This is a genomic window from Staphylococcus simiae, from assembly GCF_017357005.1.
GTDB classification, from domain to species: Bacteria; Bacillota; Bacilli; order Staphylococcales; family Staphylococcaceae; genus Staphylococcus; species Staphylococcus simiae_A.
In genome coordinates this window covers 866637-889580 of the sequence record NZ_CP071589.1, presented here as the reverse complement: position 1 = coordinate 889580, position 22944 = coordinate 866637, and the positions used below count along the sequence as shown (strand labels likewise).

Below are 22944 nucleotides of genomic sequence, written 5' to 3'. Positions count from 1 at the left end.
TATGCCTCCTTTTTATTTACGCATTTTCGGATCAAATGCATCTCGTAATCCATCACTAAATAAGTAGAAGAATAAAATTAATAAACTTAATACTGTTGCTGGTATAAATAGTTCATGTGGATGTATTAACAACATTGCTCGTCCATCATTCACTAATGAACCTAGTGATGTTTGTGGTGCTGGAACACCAATACCGATAAAGCTTAAAAATGCTTCAAAGAATATGGCACTTGGAACTGTAAACATTGATGTTACAACAATTGCTCCAAGAGTATTTGGTAAAATATGTTTGAATATTAATTTCCATTTCGAAGCACCTAACGTTTTAGACGCTAAGACAAACTCCTGCGTTTTTAATTTCAAAAATTCTCCACGTACTACCCTACTCATACCTAACCAACCAGTGATTGACATAGCTAAAATAATTGTCCATATAGATGGTTCAAAAATTAAGACGAATAAGATAACTACGATTAAGTTCGGTATAGAAGCGATTATTTCTAAAACACGTTGCATAATATTATCTATCGTGCCACCGAAGAATCCAGAAATAGCACCATATACTACACCAATAAAGATATCAAGAATAGCAGCTACTACACCGATAAATAGTGAAATTTGAGCACCTTTCCATGTTCTTGTCCATAAATCACGACCGAGTTGGTCTGTTCCAAACCAATAATTTTCATGAGCATGTGCTTTTTTGTAAGCATCTTGTCCATCAGAGCCCATACCATCAAATGGTAAAAATGGCACTTTATCAAGAACAGGTATTTTAGCTGGTAAGTTACGATGCTCAACATTTTGTTCTGCATAATCATGTTTGTTCATCAAAGGACCTACAAAAGCTAAAATAACGATTAAAATTAAACCAATCATACCGATAACTGCTAATTTATTTCTTCTTAATTGTGTCCAGGCATCTTGCCAGAAGCTTTTACTTTCACGTTGAATCTCTGGTTCTTGATCTAAATTTAAATCACGCATGACAAAATCTGTTGAGGCGATACCTTCAGAGGTATGCGTCATAATTGCATTTGAATGATCACCATTTAAAGGTGTTTGTCGTTTGTCTTCAGCCATTATTTCTTACCTCCTGTCACACGTATTCTTGGATCAATCACACCATATAAAATGTCCACAACGAAAATCGATACAATAAATAATGTACTAAATAATAGTGTAATAGCCATAATTACTGAGAAGTCATTTGTTGTTATTGAACGCACAAATTGATCCCCTAAACCAGGTACACCAAAGATATTTTCGATTGTTAACGTACCAGTTAATATCCCCGCTAACATTGGAACAATAATAGTAACAATAGGAATCAAAGCATTTCTTAATGCATGTCCAAATAATACTCTCATTGTTGAATTCCCTTTTGCTCTTGCCAATAATATATAATCTGAACTTAATACTTCAATCATTTCTGCTCTTATGTATCTGGCGACAGTCGCAAGTACTGCTGCTGATAACGCTAATGATGGTAATACTGCAGTTGAAAATCCTTCCCAACCTGCAACTGGGAACCATCTTAATCTAACTGCGAAGACATATTGTAATAAAACAGCCAGTACAAATGAAGGTACTGAAACTGCGATAACTGAGATGACAGTTGTCGTATAATCGACCCATGTATTTTGTTTCGTCGCTGCTGCAACTCCTAATATCAAACCTAATAGAACACCAATGACCATAGCAGTTAATCCCATTTCCATTGATGGAATTAGTCTTGGTTTAATTAAATCCCAAACTGGTTGATTATGATATTGGAATGAATATCCAAAGTCACCAGTAACAACATTTTTCAAATAATGTAGATACTGGACTGCAACTGGATCATTCAAACCATATTTTTCGCTAAGTATTTCCTTTTGTTCAGCACTTAACTTTGCATCATTAAATGGAGAACCAGGCATTAATTTCATTAAGAAAAACGTAATTGTAATAATGATGAATAAAGAAACTACCATATATCCAAGTCTCTTTAATACATATTTACCCATTCAATCCCCTCCTCTATTAGTACATAGATTTCTAAATTTATATTCCCTTCACAATATTCTGAAATCTTATGCCTATTATATCTATAATATTCACAATTTTACAACAGTTTTTCGCTTTAAATGACTGAAGTTAACTTGCTGCAAGCACTTAATTTAGTCTTTATTTTATTAATTCTATTGTCAAAAAAATTTATTATTGTAAACTTAATATAATTATCTTTGTCAAAGTGGAGTGTCTTAAATGTTTAAGAATTTAATTTTTATCTTGTTCACACCAATTATTAGCGTAATTATTTGGCTATTTGGTCAACACGAATTAATCTCATTTATTAATATATTATTTTATGTATCATTGCTTATGTTCATTGTCTCTTTCGTTATTTTAATAGTTCAAGAAGGCATATTCGATGCAACAAGTTATGGCTTTAGGCGCTTAAAATATCAAATGTCTTCAACAAAAAAGAAAAAAGCTCTAGCAGATGATGATTTTTTTAATCCAAGACATATCAAAAAAGAGCACTATATCGTTTCTTCGTGGATATATGCTCTAATCATTATTAACTTTAGTTATTTTGTTATTTCTATTTTAGTGTCGGTAGTATTAAGTAAATAACAATAATAATACCTTCAGTGATTGGTAGTTGATCACTGAAGGTTATTATTTTATGCTTCGAATTTTTTGAATACTAGTACTGCGTTATGTCCACCAAAACCTAAACTATTGCTCATTGCATGAGTAATGTCTAAATCTTGCGCTTCATTAGGTACAATATCTAAATCGCATTCTGGATCTGGTGTAACTGCATGAATTGTTGGTGCTATTTTTTTATCTCTGATTGAAAGTGCAGAGAATATAGCTTCTAAACCACCAGTTGCCCCTAATAAATGTCCAGTCATGGATTTTGTTGAGCTAACTTTTAATTGCTTAGCTGCTTCACCAAAAGTATTTTTAATGGCTTTAATCTCATTTAAGTCACCTACTGGTGTACTTGTACCATGAGCATTTAAATATTGGACTTCTTGTGGTTTAATACCAGCATCGTCCATAGCTGCTTGCATCGCTCTTGAACCACCTTCGCCTTCAGGTGCAGGAGCTGTAATATGATATGCATCTCCAGTAGTGCCATAGCCAACAATTTCAGCATAAATTTGTGCGCCACGGGCTTGTGCTGATTCTAAAGATTCAATAACTAATATACCAGCGCCTTCACCCATAACAAAACCGTCACGACCTTCTTGGAAAGGTCTACATGCTGTTTCTTTATCATCGTTTGTTGATAATGCACGACTTGCACTAAATCCTGCAATTGCCATATGTGTGATAGGTGCTTCTGTTCCACCTGTAATCATCGCATCAGCATCGCCGCGTTGAATAATTTTAAATGCTTCACCAATAGAATTAGTACCTGTGGCACAGGCAGTTACTGTTGCACCATTAGGTCCTTTAGCTCCTAGATCAATTGACACTTGTCCTGTAGCCATATCTGGGATTAACATTGGCACGAAAAACGGACTAACACGTCTAGGTCCTCTTTCCATTAATTGAGTATGTGCAATTTCGAATGTTTCCATACCACCAATACCAGAACCAATCCATACACCAATGCGATCAGCTGTATCATCATTAATGTCTAATTTGGCATCTTTAACAGCTTCTCTAGCAGCTACAACAGCATACTGAGTAAATCTATCCATACGGCGTGCTTCTTTTTTATCTATATAGTCTTCAATATTAAAGTCTTTAAGTTCACCTGCTAAGTGTACATTGTAGTCATCTGTATTGACTCTTGTAATACTATCAATACCATTGACACCTTTTAAGGCATTCTCCCATGTTGTTTTAACATCATTACCAATTGGAGAAAGGGCTCCCATACCAGTAATAACTACTCTTTTATTTTCACTCATTCGTTATCCTCCTATTTTCCCCATTTTATTGTCATTGCGCTCCAAGTTAGGCCGCCACCGAAACCAACAAGTACAATGGTATCATCATCTTTTAGTTTACCATTTTGTAACTCTTGATTAATACTCAAAGGAATTGATGCTGCAGAAGTATTACCATATTTATCTACAGAAACACTCATTTTATCTTTTGAGATACCTAAACGTTCTCTTGCAGATTCCATAATACGAATATTAGCTTGATGTGGTATAAATAAATCAATATCATCAGAAGTTAAGTTAGCTTTTTCAACCACACGTGTTGAAGCATCACCCATAATTCTAACAGCAAATTTAAATACTTCACGACCATTCATTTTTAATTTACCTGTTTCTTTATCGAGATATAAATATTTTCCACCGCTTCCATCAGAACCCATTTCATAGCTAATGATGCCTCGTCCTTCAGAAACTTCACCAATGATTACTGCTCCTGCACCATCTCCAAAAAGTACTGCAGTTGAACGATCTGTTAAGTCAGTAATTTTAGAAAGTTTATCTGCACCAACTACTAAAATATTATGATAATCACCTGATTGAATATATTGTTTAGCAGTTATCATGGAATACATGAATCCAGAACATGCAGCAAGTTGATCCATTGATGCTACTTTGCCTGTTCCAAGGCGTTCTTGTAAAATATTAGCAACTGATGGGAATGGCATATCTCCTGTTGCAGTTGCTACAATTATCATGTCTATATCTTCAGGTTTAATTCCTGCATCTTCAATTGCTTTAACACTAGCATTATAAGCTAAATCTGAAGTATCTTGATCTTCGTCTGCCCAATGTCTTTCTTTAATTCCAGTCATTTTAGAAATCCATTCATCTGATGTTTCTAAAAATTGTTCAAAATAGGCATTGTCTATTATATTTTCCGGAGCGTACGCACCGAAACCTTTAATACCCACATTCATGGTTGTACACCTTCTTACTAAAATTTTTAATACCAGGTATTAATTTAACATAAAGGCCTTTTTGAACACAAGTAAGACATCATGTTAATTAATTAAATTTCTATTGATTAAAAGCTGTCTTTCGTCTTATGATCACAATATTTATGATAACTTACTATACAAAATGAGTTATTTCACTTAAAATAAAAGTATAGATATTTAAAGTGGAGGTAGAGTGAAATGAAACACCTCGTAACATTATTTTGGGCAATTTTACTGTTCCAAATGGTTAACTTCGTATTGAATAGTCTTAATGGTGGAGAAAGTTTAAATGTTGTAACTCCTCTTATTATGGCTGTAATCTTTACTATTACAACAGCTATCTTTGCAGCTGTTATTAAACCGTCTAAAGACACAGACTATTAATTTCTTGTTTTATTATTATGTTCCATAGTAATAACTACATACAGATAACAGGCCACTGAATCACCATATTCAGTGGCTTTTCTGTTTAACTTATTGATGTCATTAATAATATTTTTATTTGAGTGGAACAGTAATAAACTTACTATAATATTTATTTCTTAATCCCATCCCGGAAATTCTGACTATGTTTTCAAAGTGTTGATTTATCAGCATTTTGAAAATCAGACAATTACTGTCAAATGCATAATTTTAAGTGTAAAATATTTTTTGTCTCAGGCTCAAAATATCTGTTGTCATAATGTGATGCGAATTTTACTAAAGAAAAAGCACACACTACTATCATTGATAGCAATGCGTGCTTTTATATTTATGCAAGTTGTGATTTTTCTACGTCAAAAGTTAATTCATTATTATTATCGATATCAACTTTTATTGTAGTTCCTTCAGGGAATCCTTCTTTAATCATCATACGTGCTAACGGTGTTTCAATTTGTCGTTGTACAAAGCGTTTTAAAGGTCTTGCGCCAAATTGTGGTTCGTATGCTTCTTTACCTAACCATTCTTTTGCTTGATCAGATACTTCAATAGAAATACGTTGTTCTAATAATCTAATATTTAATTGAGTTAATATTTTATCAACAATCATACTCATATCATTAATTGATAATGGACGGAACAATACAATATCATCCATACGGTTTAATATTTCTGGTTTGAAATAAGCGTTTAGACTATTCATCACCGCTTTTTCAGTTGATTCGGTAATTTCGCCAGTTTCTTTGACATTTTCTAATAAAATTTGTGAACCAATATTACTAGTCATAATGATAATTGTATTTTTAAAGTCAACACTACGTCCTTTAGAATCTGTCAAACGACCTTCATCTAATATTTGTAACAAGACGTTGAAAACATCACTATGCGCTTTTTCAACTTCATCTAATAATATGACAGAATACGGATTACGACGAACAGCTTCTGTTAATTGTCCACCTTCATCATGACCTACGTAGCCTGGAGGCGCACCAATTAAACGAGACACTGCATGTTTTTCCATATATTCACTCATATCAATTCGTATCATATGTTTTTCAGAATCAAATAATGAGGATGCTAATGATTTAGCTAATTCAGTTTTACCGACACCAGTTGGACCAAGGAATAAGAAACTTCCTATTGGTCTATTTGGATCTTTAATTCCAGCTCTAGCTCTTACTACAGCGTCTGAAACTAGATCAACTGCTTTATCTTGACCAACAACGCGTTTATGCAAGATGTCACTTAAGTGTAATAATTTATCTCTTTCAGTTTCAACTAATTTAGATACAGGAATACCTGTCCATTGACTAACGATATCACCAATTTCTTCATCAGTGACAATTTCTCTTATCATACGTTCAGAATCTTCACCTTGTTCATCTTGGAACTGATCTTCTAATTCTCTTAATTCTTTTTCTAATTGAGGAATTGTACCATATTGTAGCTCAGCTGCTTTTTCTAAATTATTATTAGTTTGGGCATCTTCTAACGCTTGTCTACTTTCGTCTAATTGAGCACGTTTTTGTTGTAATTTACCTATTTTTTCTTTCTCATGTTCAACTCTTGATTGTAATGAAGATTGTTTTTCTTTTTCATTAGCTAATTCTTGTTGTAATTCTTCTAAACGTTGTTTACTTGCATTATCTGCTTCATTTTTTAATGCACTTTCTTCAATTTCCAATTGCATTACTCGGCGGTTCACTTGATCAAGTTCAGTAGGATTTGAACCCATTTCTGTACGAATTGTTGCACATGCTTGGTCAACTAAATCAATCGCTTTATCTGGTAAGAAACGATCAGTAATATATCTATCTGAAAGTTCTGCAGCTGCTACTAATGCTCTATCTTGAATACGTACACCATGATATACTTCATAACGTTCTTTCAAACCACGTAAGATAGAAATTGTATCTTCAACATCAGGTTCACTAACTGCAACTTTTTGGAAACGACGTTCTAATGCTGAATCTTTTTCGATATATTCACGGTATTCATTTAATGTTGTTGCACCGATACAATGCAGTTCACCACGTGCTAACATTGGTTTAAGCATGTTACCTGCGTCCATAGCACCATCAGTTTTACCAGCCCCAACAAGCATATGAATTTCATCTATAAATAAAATAATTCTACCGTCAGAATCTTTTACTTCTTTAAGTACAGCTTTCAAACGTTCTTCGAATTCACCTCTGAATTTAGCACCTGCAACTAATGCACTTAAATCCAACTCGAAGATCGTTTTATCTAATAAGGATTCTGGTACGTCTTTTTTGACAATACGTTGTGCCAAACCTTCCACGATAGCAGTTTTACCTACACCAGGTTCCCCAATTAAAACTGGATTGTTTTTTGTTTTACGACTTAAAATTCTAATTGTATTACGTATTTCTTCATCTCTACCAATGACTGGATCCATTTTACCTTGACGTACTTCTTCAACTAAGTCACGTCCATATTTTTCTAATGCTTCATAATTTGCTTCAGGATTTTGTGATGTCACATGATTTCCCCCTCTAATTTTATTAATGATTTCTTGAATTACTTGAGATTTGTTATTTACAAATTGCTTTGTAGTTTGATCAATATCAATTGCGGCTAATAATAAATGCTCCATTGATATAAATTCATCTTGATAGTCATTCATGTATGTCTCAGCCTTAGTTAATAATTGATTAGCTTGCTGACTGATATATTGGCCATACTGAATATTATCCCCTTCAACTGATGCATATGAAGATAGTTTTTTATTGTATGCTTCATTTAAAGCATCTATATCAATATTCGCTCTTTCTAAGACACTTTTATATAAACTGTCACTTTCATTTAATGCAGCAATTAATATTGCTTCGATTTCTATATTTTGTAATTTATGTTGTTGACTCTGTTCAACTGCTTGTTGTAACGCACCTTGAACAGCATAAGTCATTTGATTAATATCCATTAAATTCTTCACCTCTACTAAATTAGAGTTGGTCAAATTCCGTTAATTTGACTTTGACTTTCTTTGACCTTAATTATATTATAGACCCTCTTTTTTAATTAATCAACAATTAAAGCTCAATTTTTCAAATTTTTTTAGCTCTATTTTTACTATTAAATGATAAAAGAGATTGAAACTGTACAAACGTCTCAACCTCTTTTAATTTTTTAATTTTTATTTTTAATCGCTGTTATTATTTCATCTTTTAATGCTTTGACACCTTTTTGTTCTAAATGAATACCATCTGGTGCAAAATACTCACTATGTCCCCTTGATTTTTTGTACCAATCAATAAGCGTAACGTTTTTACGTTTCTTAGCAGCATTAGCTAATAATTTATTAACATGTGCCTCATAAAAGCGAGGAACTCTAGTATTTACTAGATAAACTTGCGCTTTACCAAATTGATTTAGTAGTTGGTCTAATTGTTGTACAGTAAAATCACCGTTAGTCCCTAATTCTAATATCACTTGTTGATTTGCTTTTTTATAGTTACCATAATTACTTTTCACTAAAGGTAGTGTTTGATATAACTGTCTACCTACTTTACCATCAATTTTAGCCTTAGGTACAGTTGATTTGAATGATTCACCGATATCTACCATTACTGAATCACCAATTAATAATGGTGCTAAATTTTTATATTGATCATTTGATGTCTTTTCAGTTGTATTGTCTTCTATACCATCAATCCTAATTTTATTTAAAGGTAATAACTCTACTAAATATTTATCTTCTAAATCTGTATTAAAACTATGTGCTTTAGTATTGATATCATCTTTACCATATTTATCAAAGGAACCACAAATTAAGAATATAAAAGGAATGACTAATAAGATTATCACTAAACCTCTAATAAAAGGTATGACGTTAGTGCTTCTCCAACTAACAGCTTTTAAGCCATTTGTTCTAAAAGGTGTTTCTATACATCGATATGATATTTCAGCTAAAATGAACGTTGCAATAACATCAATAATATAGACATATTTGGGCATTTGACCATCTATAAAATAACTATGGACAAAACTTATTACTGGATAATGCCATAAGTATAGACTATACGAACGATGTCCAATATATACGAGTACTGGATTAGACAAAATTTTGGCCAATAGTGTTGAAGGGTGTACGGAGCTTGCAATGACTAACAGTGTCATAGCAGACACAATATAAAAACCGCCATCATATAAGCGATGACTATCATCATGTATGACAAAAAACAGAAACACTAAGAATGAAAAACCGATAAATCCAAATATATCAATAGTATACTTAATGATCGTCGGTGGATGCTGTTTCAATTTAAATGGTGGCCATAAAAAAGCTAACACCACACCTAATAATAATGTTTGTAATCTTGTATCAGTTCCAAAGTATATACGAGACTGACTAATGTGAATCTCGTTATAATACAACATCAAACCAAGTGATAATAAAGAAATTACAAAGCAAATGATACCAACGATGTACTTTTTTTTAATAAGTAATAACAACATGATTAATATAAATGGAAAGAACAAATAAAATTGTTCTTCAATTGCAAGAGACCATAAATGCTTTAGTGGTACAAATGAAAATTGTTCAAAATAGTCTACATCTCTAGCAATATACCACCAGTTAGAAACGTATAGTAGCGCTGCATAAATATCATGTTTAACTCTAATAATTTCATTAGGTCTTAACCATAATGTTAAAGTTCCAACCGTCATTAATACGACCATTAAAGCTGGTAACAAACGTTTAATACGTCTAATCCAAAAGCGTTTTAAACGTATAATGCCAGTTTCTTCATATTCTTTCAGTAATAAGCTTGTAATTAAATAGCCCGATATGACAAAAAATGTGTCTACGCCTAGAAAGCCACCAGTTAACCATTGTTTGTTAAGGTGGTAAATAATAATTGCAATGACTGCAATTGCTCTTAACCCATCAAGACCTGGCATGTATCGTGATGGATAATGTTTAATATCGTCCTTTGTTAATTTTTTATTCATTTACATTCTTCCCTTTTAAAAGCTAAACTTCTAAGATGTCTTCGTCGTCGCTGCTTATTTGGCTTATAAAAGTATCCAACAATAATAAAATGCATCATTATTTTAGATTAATTTAACAAGGTACTAAAACAACAAACATTCTTTACTTAGTATTAAAATAAATGGCAATAACTATTTAGATTGTAAAATATTAATAAATCAACGTTTTATCATCCTAATTAATCTTGTCATTATGGTGGGACCCGTCATCAAAAATCTACGTATTTATTTTACATTAAAATACAAGATAGGCTGCTACGACATATTTCTTGTAAAAAATTTATCAGTCTTATGCCTTTCTATGTTAGTTGCTTTCATAGTTATAAGTTCTATTGTTGATACTAAAAAAATAAGCTTATCTATGATAACAAGTATTATGTATTGTAATATATCTGTAATATATTTTCAATTCATATCATATTATTTTTTTATATAATTCAAGTATGTTTAAACAGTCTCAAATCTATTTGTATAAAAAAAGATGAATTAAAAACATCACCGTTTTTAATTCATCACTGCTATTTATATTTATTAAAATAATATCTCTCAATAGCGTTCAATAATAAATTGATAGCTAGATAATTAGCTAACACCTAGAGCAATTTTTGCGTATCTAGACATCATATCTTTAGTCCAAGGTGGATTCCAAACGATATTGACTTCTGTATCTTGTATCTCTGGAATTTCAGCTAAGACACTTTTAATTTGCTCAACAATTTGCGGTCCTAATGGGCAGCCCATTGAAGTCAATGTCATTTCGACTGTACATAAGCCATCATCATCTACATTAACTTTGTATACTAATCCTAAATTAACAATATCAATACCTAATTCAGGGTCAATTACCATTTCAAGTGCACCTAAAATGCTATCTTTTAATGCCTCTTCCATACTTATCACCTCTTCATTTATATCTTAGTCCTAATATATCAAATATCCGACAAAACGCCAATAAAATGCTATCATGTATTTATATGAAATCAGTACTATAAGGAGAAATATATGCAACCACATTTGATTTGTCTAGACTTAGACGGAACACTATTAAATGATAATAAAGAAATCTCAAATTATACAAAACAAGTACTTAATGAACTACAGCAACGTGGTCATTATATAATGATTGCCACTGGTCGTCCTTATCGTGCCAGTCAAATATATTATCACGAACTTAATTTAACAACACCAATTGTTAATTTCAATGGTGCTTATGTTCATCATCCAAAAGATAAAGCGTTTAACACTGTTCATGAAATATTAGATTTAAATGTTGCACGTAATATTATACAAGGGTTACAACAATACCAAGTTTCAAATATTATCGCTGAGGTTAAAGATTATGTCTTTATTAATAATCATGATCCTAGATTATTTGAAGGTTTTTCAATGGGGAACCCTCGTATTCAAACAGGTAATTTACTTACACATCTTAATGAATCACCGACTTCAATTTTAATTGAAGCTGAAGAAGACAAGATTCCTGAAATTAAAGAAATGCTTACACATATTTATGCTAATCATATAGAACATCGACGTTGGGGTGCACCTTTCCCAGTTATAGAAATAGTCAAACGTGGTATTAATAAAGCACGTGGCATTGAACAAGCTAGACAATTTTTAAACGTTGATACTGAAAATATCATAGCTTTCGGTGATGAAGATAACGATACAGAAATGATTGAATATGCTCGTTATGGCGTTGCCATGGATAACGGCCTAACAGAATTAAAAGAAGTAGCGAATAATGTCACTTATAGCAATAATGAAGATGGTATCGGGAGATATTTAAATGATTTCTTTAATTTAAATATGAGATATTATTCTTAAGCTTAGACACTTCACCATTTAACCAAAGGAGGCATTCAGTATGTCAAAAATAGTTGTAGTTGGCGCAGTTGCCGGAGGAGCTACTTGTGCTAGTCAAATAAGACGATTAGATAAAGATAGTGACATTATCATTTTTGAAAAAGATAGAGATATGAGTTTTGCCAATTGTGCATTACCTTATGTTATTGGCAATGTAGTTAATGATCGCGATTTAGTTTTACCTTATAATCCAGAAAAATTTTATGATAAAAAAGCAATCACTGTAAAAACATATCATGAAGTCATTTCGATTAATGATGACAAACAAACAGTTACTGTTTTAAACCATCATACAAATGAACAATTCGACGAACACTTTGATTATTTAATTTTAAGTCCAGGTGCCAGTGCAAATAGACTTAATTTCGACAGCGATATAACATTTACACTTCGTAATCTTGAGGACACTGATGCAATTGACCACTTTATTAAACATAATAAAGTTCAACGTGTGTTAGTTGTAGGTGCAGGCTATATTTCTCTTGAAGTTTTAGAAAACCTTTATGAGCGAGGATTACAACCAACGTTAATACATCGATCTGAACAAATTAATAAATTAATGGATAGCGACATGAATCAGCCTATTATAGATGAACTAGAACGTCGACAAATTTCTTATCGCCTAAATGAAGAAATTACTAATATTAATGGAAATGAAATTACATTTAAATCTGGTAAAACAGAAAACTATGACATGGTTATCGAAGGTATTGGCACGCATCCAAACTCCAAGTTTATTGAAAGTTCCAATATTACGTTAGATAATAAAGGATTTATCCCTGTGAATGACAAGTTTGAGACTAACATACCGCATATTTATGCTTTAGGAGATGTCATAACATCACATTATAAACATGTTGATTTAACAACAAATGTGCCTTTAGCGTGGGGTGCTCACAGAGCTGCAAGTATTATTGCTGAACAGATTGCTGGAGATTCATTAATTGAATTTAAAGGTTTCCTTGGTAGTAATATTGTGAAATTTTTTGATTATACTTTTGCAAGTGTTGGTATTAAACCTAGTGAATTATCGCAATTTGATTATCAAATGGTTGAAGTGAATCAAGGTGCACATGCGAATTATTACCCAGGAAATTCCCCTTTACACTTAAGAGTGTACTTTGATACTGCATCAAGACAAATTATTCGTGCTGCAGCTGTAGGAAAAGAAGGTGCTGATAAACGTATTGATGTCTTATCAATGGCAATGATGAATAACTTAACTGTGGATGATTTAACTGAATTTGAAGTAGCTTATGCACCTCCATATAGTCATCCTAAAGATCTCATCAATATGATTGGTTATAAATCACAATCCAATTAAGGATATTCTGTAGTTTTCATAATTTACTAATCATTGTTATATTAAACGACTAAACACCACTTCCCAGCTGTATGAGAAGTGGTGTTTTATTTTACTTATTTTTCATTAGCTAAATTGTTCTTAACCTAAACCGAACATTTTAGAGATTGGTCCCCAAGGCAAGATGACGCCAATAGCCATCGTCACTATAATTAAGCCAATTGTCGACCAAAATAAAGTATGACTTGGCTGTTGTTTCTTTCTTTTCGCCATTGTAATTTCCATTAATGCAATGACTCCGATGCCACATAACATTTTTAACGTAAGTAACATGTGGTTACCTCCGCCTCCATGACTAGCAGCCATAAATTCCTCGATTAATGCCCAAAAACCTGAAATTAATGTTAGTAGCATAAACAATCTTAAAGCCATATGTAATGGTTTAAAATAAGGCGTTGCACCTTGTGCTTTAGAATAATTGAGATAACTAGCAACAAATAAAATAATTGCTAAAACCCAACTTAAAATATGTAAATGTATCATAATATTCCCCCGCTTATTAATATTGTTTCATTATGATAATAGATTGCAACAATAACAAAACTATTTCACTATAAAATATATACTTATTTTACATACATGAATGTACATTTTACCATACTATGTAATTTAATAAAATGACAGTTATTCAAAAGAAAAAGCACTCCATGAAATTAATCTCAACAGAGTGCCTTTAAATTACTATTATTTTGAAATATAAGTAGTTAATGTACCGATATTATCGATAGTTACTTTAACTTCATCTCCTGGTTGTAGGAATTGTGGAGGTTGTAATCCTGCACCAACGCCTGCTGGAGTACCAGTAGCAATAATATCTCCAGGATGTAATGCTACATATTTAGAAATTTCTTCTATTAATTCATCAATTTTCAAGATCATTTCACCAGTATTACCATCTTGTCTAATATCATTATTTACTTTTGTAACAATATTAACATTTTCCGGTAAAGGTAGTTCATCTTTAGTTACAATGTATGGTCCCATTGGGCAGCCACCTGTTAAACTTTTAGATAAGAATGCTTGATCTTGTTCAGATTGTGCTTTTCTATCTGTAATATCATTGATAATTGTATAACCATAAACATAGTCTAGAGCTAATGCTTTAGGAATCTTTTCACCAGATTTACCGATAACGATTCCTAACTCACCTTCATAGTCTAATTGATCTGTAATATCTTTATGATTAGGAATTGTTGCATTATCACCTGTTAATGATGATGCTGCTTTAGTAAAGACATACAAACGTTCAACTTCATGATTTAATTCACTAGCATGGTCTTTATAATTTCTACCAAAAGCAATTACATTATTTGGTGGTGTCACTGGTGGTAAAAATTCAATATCATTGAAAGAAATTTTGTAGTCTTCTGCTTTACCACTATCTTTTGCTGCAACAACTGCTTTACGAACTTGCTCTTGAAAATCTAAAGTTTGATTTTGTTGTAACCCTTCTAACAATGTTTTTGGATGGAAATTGCCTTCAGCAAAATCAGCAAAAACTAATGTTAAATCCCAAACAGCATCTTCACGTTTAACTTTAACGCCATATGAAGTTCTGTCATTATACTTGAATGATAAGAATTTCATTCATACTCAACTCCTCATCTATATCTTAATTCACATTATAACTTTTTTCGTTATCAAATAACAAATAAATAAGTAAGAAAATTTTGACAGTAGTCTAAAAATCTACATTCGTACATACTTAGAATATTATAATTCCAATGTGCCGAATTTGAAGAAATATAAATAACCATGAACAGTAGTATTTAAAATAGTTTGTAACGTATTACGATAATAATTCATTTGAATACGATACTTTTCTTTTAACTGCTGTCCTAATTCTTCATCTGTCATACCACGACGACGGTTAAAGGCATCTGTTTTGTAATCGACAAAATAATAATGGCCGTCTTTAACGAAAATTAAATCAATCATCCCTTGAATGATTGAAACATCTTCATCTTCTTCAGGCATATTATCGACCATTGCTTGATTCACTACAAATGGTAATTCTCGAAATACTTGATCTGCTTGAGCAATTTTTAAATATAAATCACTATTAATAAACGTTTGTATTTCAGTTATTCTAATATCTTGTTTTGCACTATCATCAATAATATTATTACTAATTAAACTATCAATATAATCATTTAGTTCTTTATCAGTTAATCGTTGTTCTCTAAAAGGCAAATGTTGCATCACTGTATGCATCAATGTACCTATTTCATTCGCTTTTCTTTTGCCTTGTTCACTTAAAAATTTAGGACGTTCGTAAGATGCATAACCAATACGATATTGTCTGACACGTTCATAGCTTGTGCCACTTTCTTCAGTTTCTAATTGTCTTTTTAATTCAGAGACCGATTGTTTTGATGGTTTGAGTGTATCTTTAACATATGGGTATTGAAAATCAAGTTGATATGCTATCTTCGCTTTAACATCTTCATTACCTTGTGTCATTGATTGTAAATAACTCACAGTTCTATAGTCATCATCATTATCTGTTACTTCTGTTGAAACATCTTCAAAGTAATCAATATTAATATTTACTTTAGGTTGTATACTTTCATCAAGGTCGACGATATCTTTTTCAAATTTTAAATCATCAGGAATATTCATTGATTGATGTTTTGCTAAAATACTATAAATTAAAGAAAATGGATTGGCTGCTGTTAAGCGTTCATTAACTGCTATCAAGCCTTTAGATACAGAAAGTTGTTCCAATGATTGTAAAACCTTGTCATCTTTAACACGCCCAATAAGGAAGAGTTTTTCTTTAGCTCTTGTTAGTGCTACATATATGAGTCGCATCTCTTCTGAAATCATTTCTTTTTCAGTAATTGCTTTATACGCTACAGAAGCTAGTGATGGGAAAGCCATATCTTTTTCTACGTCAAAATAATCCATTCCCAAACCATATTGTTGATTTAAAATAACTGGTCTTTTTAAATCTTGTTTATTAAATTGCTTCGACAAACCAGAATAAATAACGAATGGGAATTCTAGTCCTTTACTACTATGAATTGTCATCATTCTGACAACATTATCATTGGGACCAACTATGTTCTCTTCACCAAAATCTTTACCTCTACTTATTAATTCATCAATAAAACGAATAAATTGATATAATCCTCTAAAACTAGAATTTTCAAATTCTATTGCTTTATTAAATAGACCATATAGATTAGCACGTCTACCTCTTCCTCCGAATAAACCACTAAAATATTGAATAACATAATGATCGTTATAAAATTTATCAATGAGTTGATAGACGGGATGATCTTGACTATATTGTTGATAATATTGAATATCTTTAATAAAATGCTGTAATTTATCTACAAGTTGTGTGTTAGCTTCTTCACTTGTCATATAATTCATAATTGATTGATAGAAATAATCATCATTTGTACTAATAATTCTAATTTGAGCAAGTTCATCTTCTGTAAATTGATAAATGACTGAACGCATTAATCCAACTAAATATATATCTTGTAACGGATTATCAATCGTTCTTAAAAATGACAATACTAAACGGACTTCTGTTTGCTCAAAATAACCTTCTCTACTATTTACATGAAATGGTATGTCTTCATTTTTAAATGCTTGTTGTAAATTTCTAGCTTGTCCGAAACTGCGTTCTAAAATAACGATATCTTTGTACGTTGCATTTCTATAACTGTCTGCTTTAATATCGTACACTTTATAGTGATTTAAAATATCTTTAACTTGTTCAACAATATATTGTGCTTCTTGTTCAGTTCCGGTCAATTCACTATCTTCTGCACTTGCTTCAACTAACACATTTAAATTAACTGGGTTTGAAACATCATCAAATGGTGCGCCATAATAAAGTTGAGCCGCTTCATCATAAGTAACTTCTCCAACTTGCTCATCCATCATATGTTTAAATAAGTAATTAGTTGTTGTTAATACTTCGGAACGTGATCTAAAATTTTGTGATAAATCAATTCGCATACCACTATGAGCGCCGTCTAAAGTAAAGCGGTTATACTTTTCAATGAATAAACTTGGGTCAGCTTGTCTAAATTTATAAATAGATTGTTTAACATCACCAACCATAAACAAATTACCATTATTTTCTTCACCTGTTTTAATACATGATAATATTTTTTCTTGTACTCGGTTGGTATCTTGATATTCATCGACTAAAATTTCATTAAACTGTTGGCGATATGATTCAGCAATTTCTGAAGGCGTTCCGTCACTATTAGTTAAAATTTGCAAAGCAAAATGTTCATAATCTGAGAAATCCAAAATATTTTTGCTACGTTTTTTTAGATTAAACTCATTCATCACATCTTTTACAATTGTCGCTAAATAATCGACTCTAGGTGCTAACAGATGCATATCATTTTGCAAATCTTCAGTACTTCGTGAAAAATAGTCATTTTTAACTTTATCAATTAATGACTTATATTTTTTATAATGTTCCTTTGCATCCTCTAAAGCTTCTATCATCATATCATTTGCTTCTTTAATTTTTGCAGTAACATTAGGCAAACGTTGTCCAAATTCATGTCCAATTAAAAAGTCAGTGTTGACTAGTCCACCTTCTAAGACATGAGTTATTAATTGACGTTCATCTGCAATAACCGCTAAATGTTTCTCTACACCTTCTGCCAAACTAAATAAATCATATGCTTTATTTAAAGATTCATTAGCAGCTGTTAAGAAAACTTGTGATAAATCTATTAATAATTGCAACAATTGTTGTTGTTTATCATCATCAGTATAAGGTTGAGATAATTGATTTAACCATGCTTCAGGATCTGGGTTAGCAATACTAAAGAAATACAGTTGTTTAATAATATTTCTAAATTGTTCATCACTTCTATCTGAAGATAACTGTTCTGTTAAATCAATAAATGCAGGATCTAACCTATCATAATGACTTTCAATAACTTCATCTATAGTTTGTTCTAGCAATAAAATATTTTCTGCTTCACTACTTGTTCTAAAATTCGGATCAATATCTAAGACATCATAGTGTTGCTGAATTAATGTTAAACAAAAACTATGTAAAGTTGATATTTGTGCTTGATGTATTTTAATACGTTGGTTCTTTAAATGTTCATTGTGCGGATCTGCTAACGATGCTTCTTTAATTCGTTGATCTACCCTATGTTTCATTTCTCTTGCACTTAAATTCGTAAATGTAACGACAAGTAAGCGGTCAACATCAATACCGTCACGCAATATCTTTTGAATAATACGCTCTACAAGAACTGCTGTCTTACCTGATCCAGCTGCTGCTGCAACTAAAATATCTTGACCAGAGGCATAGATGCTTTGCCATTGTGCATCTGTCCATATTACATCTTGCGGTTTTTGTGGAATCATTTAATTGTCACCTCCATCTAATTCAATATCTTGTATAGCCTCTATTGGATTAATTGATTCATCAACTGTTCGGTAGCGTTTACTATCAATCATACCGTCGACATGACAAACTGATTGATAACTACAAAATTGACATGGTAATGTTTGTTTGTATTTTAAAGGTGCCACTTCTGTATGGCCATCCATAATATTAGAAGCTGTGTCTATAAAGTTATCTTTGTTATGCTGAATAAATTTATATATTGTTTGTTCATCAGCCACTTGACTACCTTTTTTAGTAATGGATCCATCTTTAGTAAGTCCTACTGGAACAATATCAGAAGTGAATTTCGGTTCTAATCTCGTGTCTAAAGCATCGATGACTTCTCTATCACTATTAACTAAACCACTTAACTTAAAGTTTTTAATTAATTGTTGTTCAAGTGTTTCTTCATCAATGTCTGCCCATGATTTAAATTTTATGCGAGGCTCGTGTACATGGAAGTATAGTAACCCCCCAGGTTTCACTTCTTCAGTCAAACCTAAACGTTTGTGATTTTGTAGCACAATGTCCATATAAGTCATCATTTGCATTTGAAGACCATAGTAAACTTTAGTTAAGTCTAATGTTGCACTTCCAGCAGATGATTTATAATCGATAATATTAACAAAACTTTTATCATTTTTAGTATACGTATCAATACGATCAATTTGGCCTCTTATATTGATAGGAATACCTTGAGTTGTTGTTAAAGTTTGTGCTACTAATTCTTCATCCGATCTTGGTTGACGTCTAAAGCTTGTCTCGAAATATTGGGGCGTAAATTTTGAATAAGTTCCTTGATACTTCAACGCGCTAAGTGTTGTTTCGACAATTGCCCCTATTCTACGTGACAAATAGCGATAATATGCTGAAGAGTTTAATAAATTAAATTGTACTTTAGGTAGAATTTCTTCAAGTGCTTCAGTTGTTAATTGCCTAATCTTACGCATATCCAAATGCTTAAAATCCCCATTAATACGTTCTGAAATATACTTCAATACTGAATGGAAAATATCCCCCAAATCAAAATTTTGTAATTCATATTTTGTACGCTCATTAAGACGTAAACCATGTGAAGCATAATGTTTAAATGGACATTGCATATATCCTTCAAAGCGTGATACGCTGGCGTTTATTGTTTTACCATATAAATCTTCAGATAGTCTTTGTCCTAATTGTACTGTTTCATTTTCAAAGGTTAGTGCCGACATTAAATAATTTAAACCGCTGCTTAAATGGTGGTTATCACGTATAACTTGATAAGCATCTAACCAACTATCTGCCACTATTTCTTCGTCGAGCCACGCTCTTAAGGATTCAAATAACGTAATCTTCGTTTGTTTCGTATGTTGCATTAATGATAACGGAGCAACTTCATGCAATTGATGAATATTAATAATCTTAAAGTCACTAAATAATGATTTAATTTGTTCTAAAAATGGACTAATTTCCTTATCATCTCCGCTATTACCCATTAAACTATATGAAAATGTCACTTGTTGTCTTGCTCGAGTCATCGCAATATAACATACAAAAGCTTCGTCCATTTGTAATATATCTGATGTTGGACTCAATTCAACTTGTGCTTGTTGTTCAAACATTTTCTTTTCATCATCAGTAATTAAACTTGATGCAGATATAGGTTGTGGCATAATACCATCATTCATACCTACTAAATAGACATGCTGTTTGTTGTCTACTTTAGCTAAATCCATAGTTCCAATACTAACTTGATCCAGCGTTTGAGGAATCATTACAAATTCCAATTGTTCTAAACCAATATCAAATACCTCTAAAAACCTTTGTAACGTCATTTCCTCTGTATCAAATACAGTAACTAAATCATCTAATATTCCCAAAAGTCCATTCCAAATTTGATCGATTTCTTCAGCTGCTTCATGTTTACCGCTCGCATCTAATTCATCTCGTTCAGTCATGAGTTGATTGGGTAGTTCAAAATATTCCATACTTTCATAAAAAGCAGTTGCAAAATCACGAACTGTTGTTGCTTGAGACATTTGTTGTTCAAAATACATGATTTTATCGATAACATCATTTTTTAATTTAACGACTTGTTCAAATTGTTGCCTCTCCTCATCAGTTAATTGATGTTCTTTGCGTCCCATTTTTCTAAATTGCTCTACATGAAATAGATCTTCATCAAGCCAACGCTGACCATAGATGCCTCGTTCAAGTACAAAATTTTCGAGTAAATCAATCAAATAGCTACTATTTTTAACTTTTGACGTTAATACATCTGTTTTAAATAAACGTAACATTGGGTTAATATGCCATTTAGACTCTATCACTTCAATCAATGAACGAATCATTTCCATAACAGGATGATGTGTCATTGATCGTTTAGTATCAATGTTAAATGGAATATCATATAACGGTAAAATGGATTCAAATAAATAAGCATAACTGTTATCACGATATAAAATTGCAATATCTTGAAATCTAATGTGATTATCCCTTACATCTGCGATAATGCGACGTGCAATTTCATTAATTTCTTCTCTCATAGTAGATGATTCTAAAATTTGGATATGACCCTGTAGTTTAGCAGGATTGATTTGTAAGGCATCAAATTGTTGTTCAAGATGTCTTAAATCATTATTGTTAAAGCGATACACCTCATTAAAGTATCTTTTTTCTAATGTTATATGTAAATCATTAGCAATTTCTTCTAAATGGCGTAATACTTCAGACGGTTTTCTAAATAAACTAAATTGATCTTCATTTCCATCTGTTGTAAGTAAAACAGTGACATTACGTGCATGCTTTACTAATTCTTTGATGATTTGATATTCAATCGTTGAAAAGTTATGAAACCCATCTATATATATGTCTGCTTTTGTGATCCACTGTGAATCAGCTATTTTAGCAATAAATAATTGTAAGGCATCTTCACCAGTAATATAGTTGTTAGCTAATTGCTCTTCAAATTTGCGATAAATTAATTCAATATCTTGAATTTTATGTTTCGTACGTGTTTGCACTGAATGATGATCTAAAAATTGTTGTAAATGATCGGGAGTGACAGCATATTTTTTAAAATCTTGAATTTGTTCAGCTAACTTTTCACTAAATCCATAATAACCAGCTTGTGAGCGATATAATTTCAACTGTTGCTGTTGTTCCTGAACAATATTGTAAATCATCATTTCAGTAGCTGCTTTAGACAATTTTTGTTCAGTATAGCTTCCTACTTCTTGAAAAATTCGATGGCTTAAACGTTCAAAGTGTAATACTTCTGTTCTTAAACTTCCGTTTAATTGTTTATCATTAACAAAGGCTTGTTCTAATTGAAATGTACTTTGTGTAGGTGCAATTAATATGATTGGATCACCTAGTGGTTGTTGTTGCATTTTTTCTTTAATTTCAGTTAACATTTGTGTCGATTTGCCCGTACCGGCTCGACCAAGATATGCTTTCATCGCCATCTTTACCCCTCACTTTCTTTGATTCATATTTTAACACAGTGATTACTACAGAAACCAAATTTTATTTGAATGATGTCAAAGCGTCATATATTGTCCTTTGGCATACTGTTAATCATGATTTCACTAGTAAATAATACTATTGACTTAAATTTCCTACTAAAAATAATTAAAAAACTCACATTCAACTTAATAATGAATGTGAGTTCAAGATATTAAAATGTCTTTTTTGTAATCAGGATAGAAATAATTTTTCGAAATTATTTCATAGATATCCACCTTGCATGCTAATATAACATACACACAAGATTCTTTAATGATGGGACTCATCCAGGTAAGACTATCTAAGAGCCTGGAACAAAAACATTTCACAGTTAAATTCAAGTATTTGGCAGTAACTGTCTGGTTTGTAAAATGTTGATGTATCAACGTTTTGCAAACCTAGTCAGTCTTGCCGGGGTGGGAGGGACCCGTCATAGAAAAATTTAAAGGATTACAGTTGGCACTATTAGTGCAACTGCATAAGAGCTAGTAAATAACTAGCTCTAAATGTGCAAGA

Annotated in this window: 15 protein-coding genes; 4 read left to right on the top strand and 11 right to left on the bottom strand. The window is 31.8% G+C overall.

Going from position 1 to position 22944, the window contains the following annotated elements; genetic code table 11:
• Window positions 1-12 precede the first annotated feature (12 nt).
• Window positions 13-1083, bottom strand: a complete 1071-nt coding sequence (gene opp3C / locus J3R86_RS04035) for an oligopeptide ABC transporter permease (RefSeq protein WP_207518156.1) — start codon at window positions 1081-1083, stop codon at window positions 13-15.
• On the bottom strand, window positions 1083-2009 hold the full coding sequence (opp3b, locus tag J3R86_RS04030) for an oligopeptide ABC transporter permease (protein ID WP_207518155.1): 927 nt from the start codon (window positions 2007-2009) through the stop codon (window positions 1083-1085). Before opp3b ends, opp3C begins: the two co-directional genes overlap by 1 nt.
• Window positions 2010-2250: 241 nt before the next feature.
• Between opp3b and J3R86_RS04025 the strand changes: the two genes are divergently transcribed.
• Entirely contained in the window at window positions 2251-2622 is a 372-nt protein-coding gene (locus J3R86_RS04025; RefSeq protein WP_207518154.1) for a DUF3899 domain-containing protein, read from the top strand.
• Window positions 2623-2672: 50 nt separating this feature from the next.
• On the opposite strand, the gene fabF is transcribed toward J3R86_RS04025, so the two are convergent.
• Window positions 2673-3917: a beta-ketoacyl-ACP synthase II gene (gene fabF / locus J3R86_RS04020; RefSeq protein WP_207518153.1), complete on the bottom strand. Its 1245-nt coding sequence runs from the start codon at window positions 3915-3917 to the stop codon at window positions 2673-2675.
• A gap of 11 nt (window positions 3918-3928) precedes the next feature.
• On the bottom strand, window positions 3929-4870 hold the full coding sequence (locus J3R86_RS04015; protein WP_207518152.1) for a beta-ketoacyl-ACP synthase III: 942 nt from the start codon (window positions 4868-4870) through the stop codon (window positions 3929-3931).
• A 219-nt stretch (window positions 4871-5089) separates the two neighbouring features.
• Here J3R86_RS04015 and J3R86_RS04010 point away from each other — a divergent pair, with 219 nt between their 5' ends.
• Complete coding sequence (locus J3R86_RS04010; protein WP_207518151.1) at window positions 5090-5275, top strand: YjzD family protein; 186 nt, start codon at window positions 5090-5092, stop codon at window positions 5273-5275.
• 367 nt (window positions 5276-5642) lie between these two features.
• Here the strand turns inward: J3R86_RS04010 and clpB are convergent, their stop codons facing one another.
• The 3 genes from clpB to J3R86_RS03995 all read right to left on the bottom strand — a co-directional run bounded on the left by clpB (window position 5643) and on the right by J3R86_RS03995 (window position 11218).
• Window positions 5643-8255 (bottom strand): ATP-dependent chaperone ClpB, encoded by a 2613-nt coding sequence (gene clpB / locus J3R86_RS04005; protein WP_207518150.1) that lies wholly within the window; start codon window positions 8253-8255, stop codon window positions 5643-5645.
• A 206-nt stretch (window positions 8256-8461) separates the two neighbouring features.
• The gene (locus J3R86_RS04000) at window positions 8462-10288 is read right to left on the bottom strand and encodes an acyltransferase family protein (protein ID WP_207518149.1); all 1827 of its coding nucleotides are present in this window, start codon (window positions 10286-10288) and stop codon (window positions 8462-8464) included.
• A gap of 621 nt (window positions 10289-10909) precedes the next feature.
• The gene (locus J3R86_RS03995) at window positions 10910-11218 is read right to left on the bottom strand and encodes a metal-sulfur cluster assembly factor (protein ID WP_002465312.1); all 309 of its coding nucleotides are present in this window, start codon (window positions 11216-11218) and stop codon (window positions 10910-10912) included.
• A 111-nt stretch (window positions 11219-11329) separates the two neighbouring features.
• Here J3R86_RS03995 and J3R86_RS03990 point away from each other — a divergent pair, with 111 nt between their 5' ends.
• Both J3R86_RS03990 and J3R86_RS03985 read left to right on the top strand, forming a co-directional pair.
• Window positions 11330-12154 carry a Cof-type HAD-IIB family hydrolase gene (locus tag J3R86_RS03990; RefSeq protein ID WP_207518148.1) on the top strand — a complete coding sequence of 275 codons (825 nt, stop codon included), beginning with the start codon at window positions 11330-11332 and terminating at the stop codon, window positions 12152-12154.
• A gap of 40 nt (window positions 12155-12194) precedes the next feature.
• Window positions 12195-13517 carry a CoA-disulfide reductase gene (locus J3R86_RS03985; RefSeq protein WP_207518147.1) on the top strand — a complete coding sequence of 441 codons (1323 nt, stop codon included), beginning with the start codon at window positions 12195-12197 and terminating at the stop codon, window positions 13515-13517.
• 120 nt (window positions 13518-13637) lie between these two features.
• Here the strand turns inward: J3R86_RS03985 and J3R86_RS03980 are convergent, their stop codons facing one another.
• The 4 genes from J3R86_RS03980 to addB all read right to left on the bottom strand — a co-directional run bounded on the left by J3R86_RS03980 (window position 13638) and on the right by addB (window position 22388).
• Window positions 13638-14039, bottom strand: coding sequence for a YisL family protein (locus J3R86_RS03980; protein ID WP_207518146.1), 402 nt, complete (start codon window positions 14037-14039; stop codon window positions 13638-13640).
• Between the two features lie 201 nt (window positions 14040-14240).
• Window positions 14241-15143 (bottom strand): fumarylacetoacetate hydrolase family protein, encoded by a 903-nt coding sequence (locus J3R86_RS03975; RefSeq protein WP_207518145.1) that lies wholly within the window; start codon window positions 15141-15143, stop codon window positions 14241-14243.
• Window positions 15144-15269: 126 nt separating this feature from the next.
• Window positions 15270-18920 carry a helicase-exonuclease AddAB subunit AddA gene (addA, locus tag J3R86_RS03970; protein ID WP_207518144.1) on the bottom strand — a complete coding sequence of 1217 codons (3651 nt, stop codon included), beginning with the start codon at window positions 18918-18920 and terminating at the stop codon, window positions 15270-15272.
• Window positions 18921-22388: a helicase-exonuclease AddAB subunit AddB gene (gene addB / locus J3R86_RS03965; protein WP_207518143.1), complete on the bottom strand. Its 3468-nt coding sequence runs from the start codon at window positions 22386-22388 to the stop codon at window positions 18921-18923.
• Window positions 22389-22944: the final 556 nt, after the last annotated feature.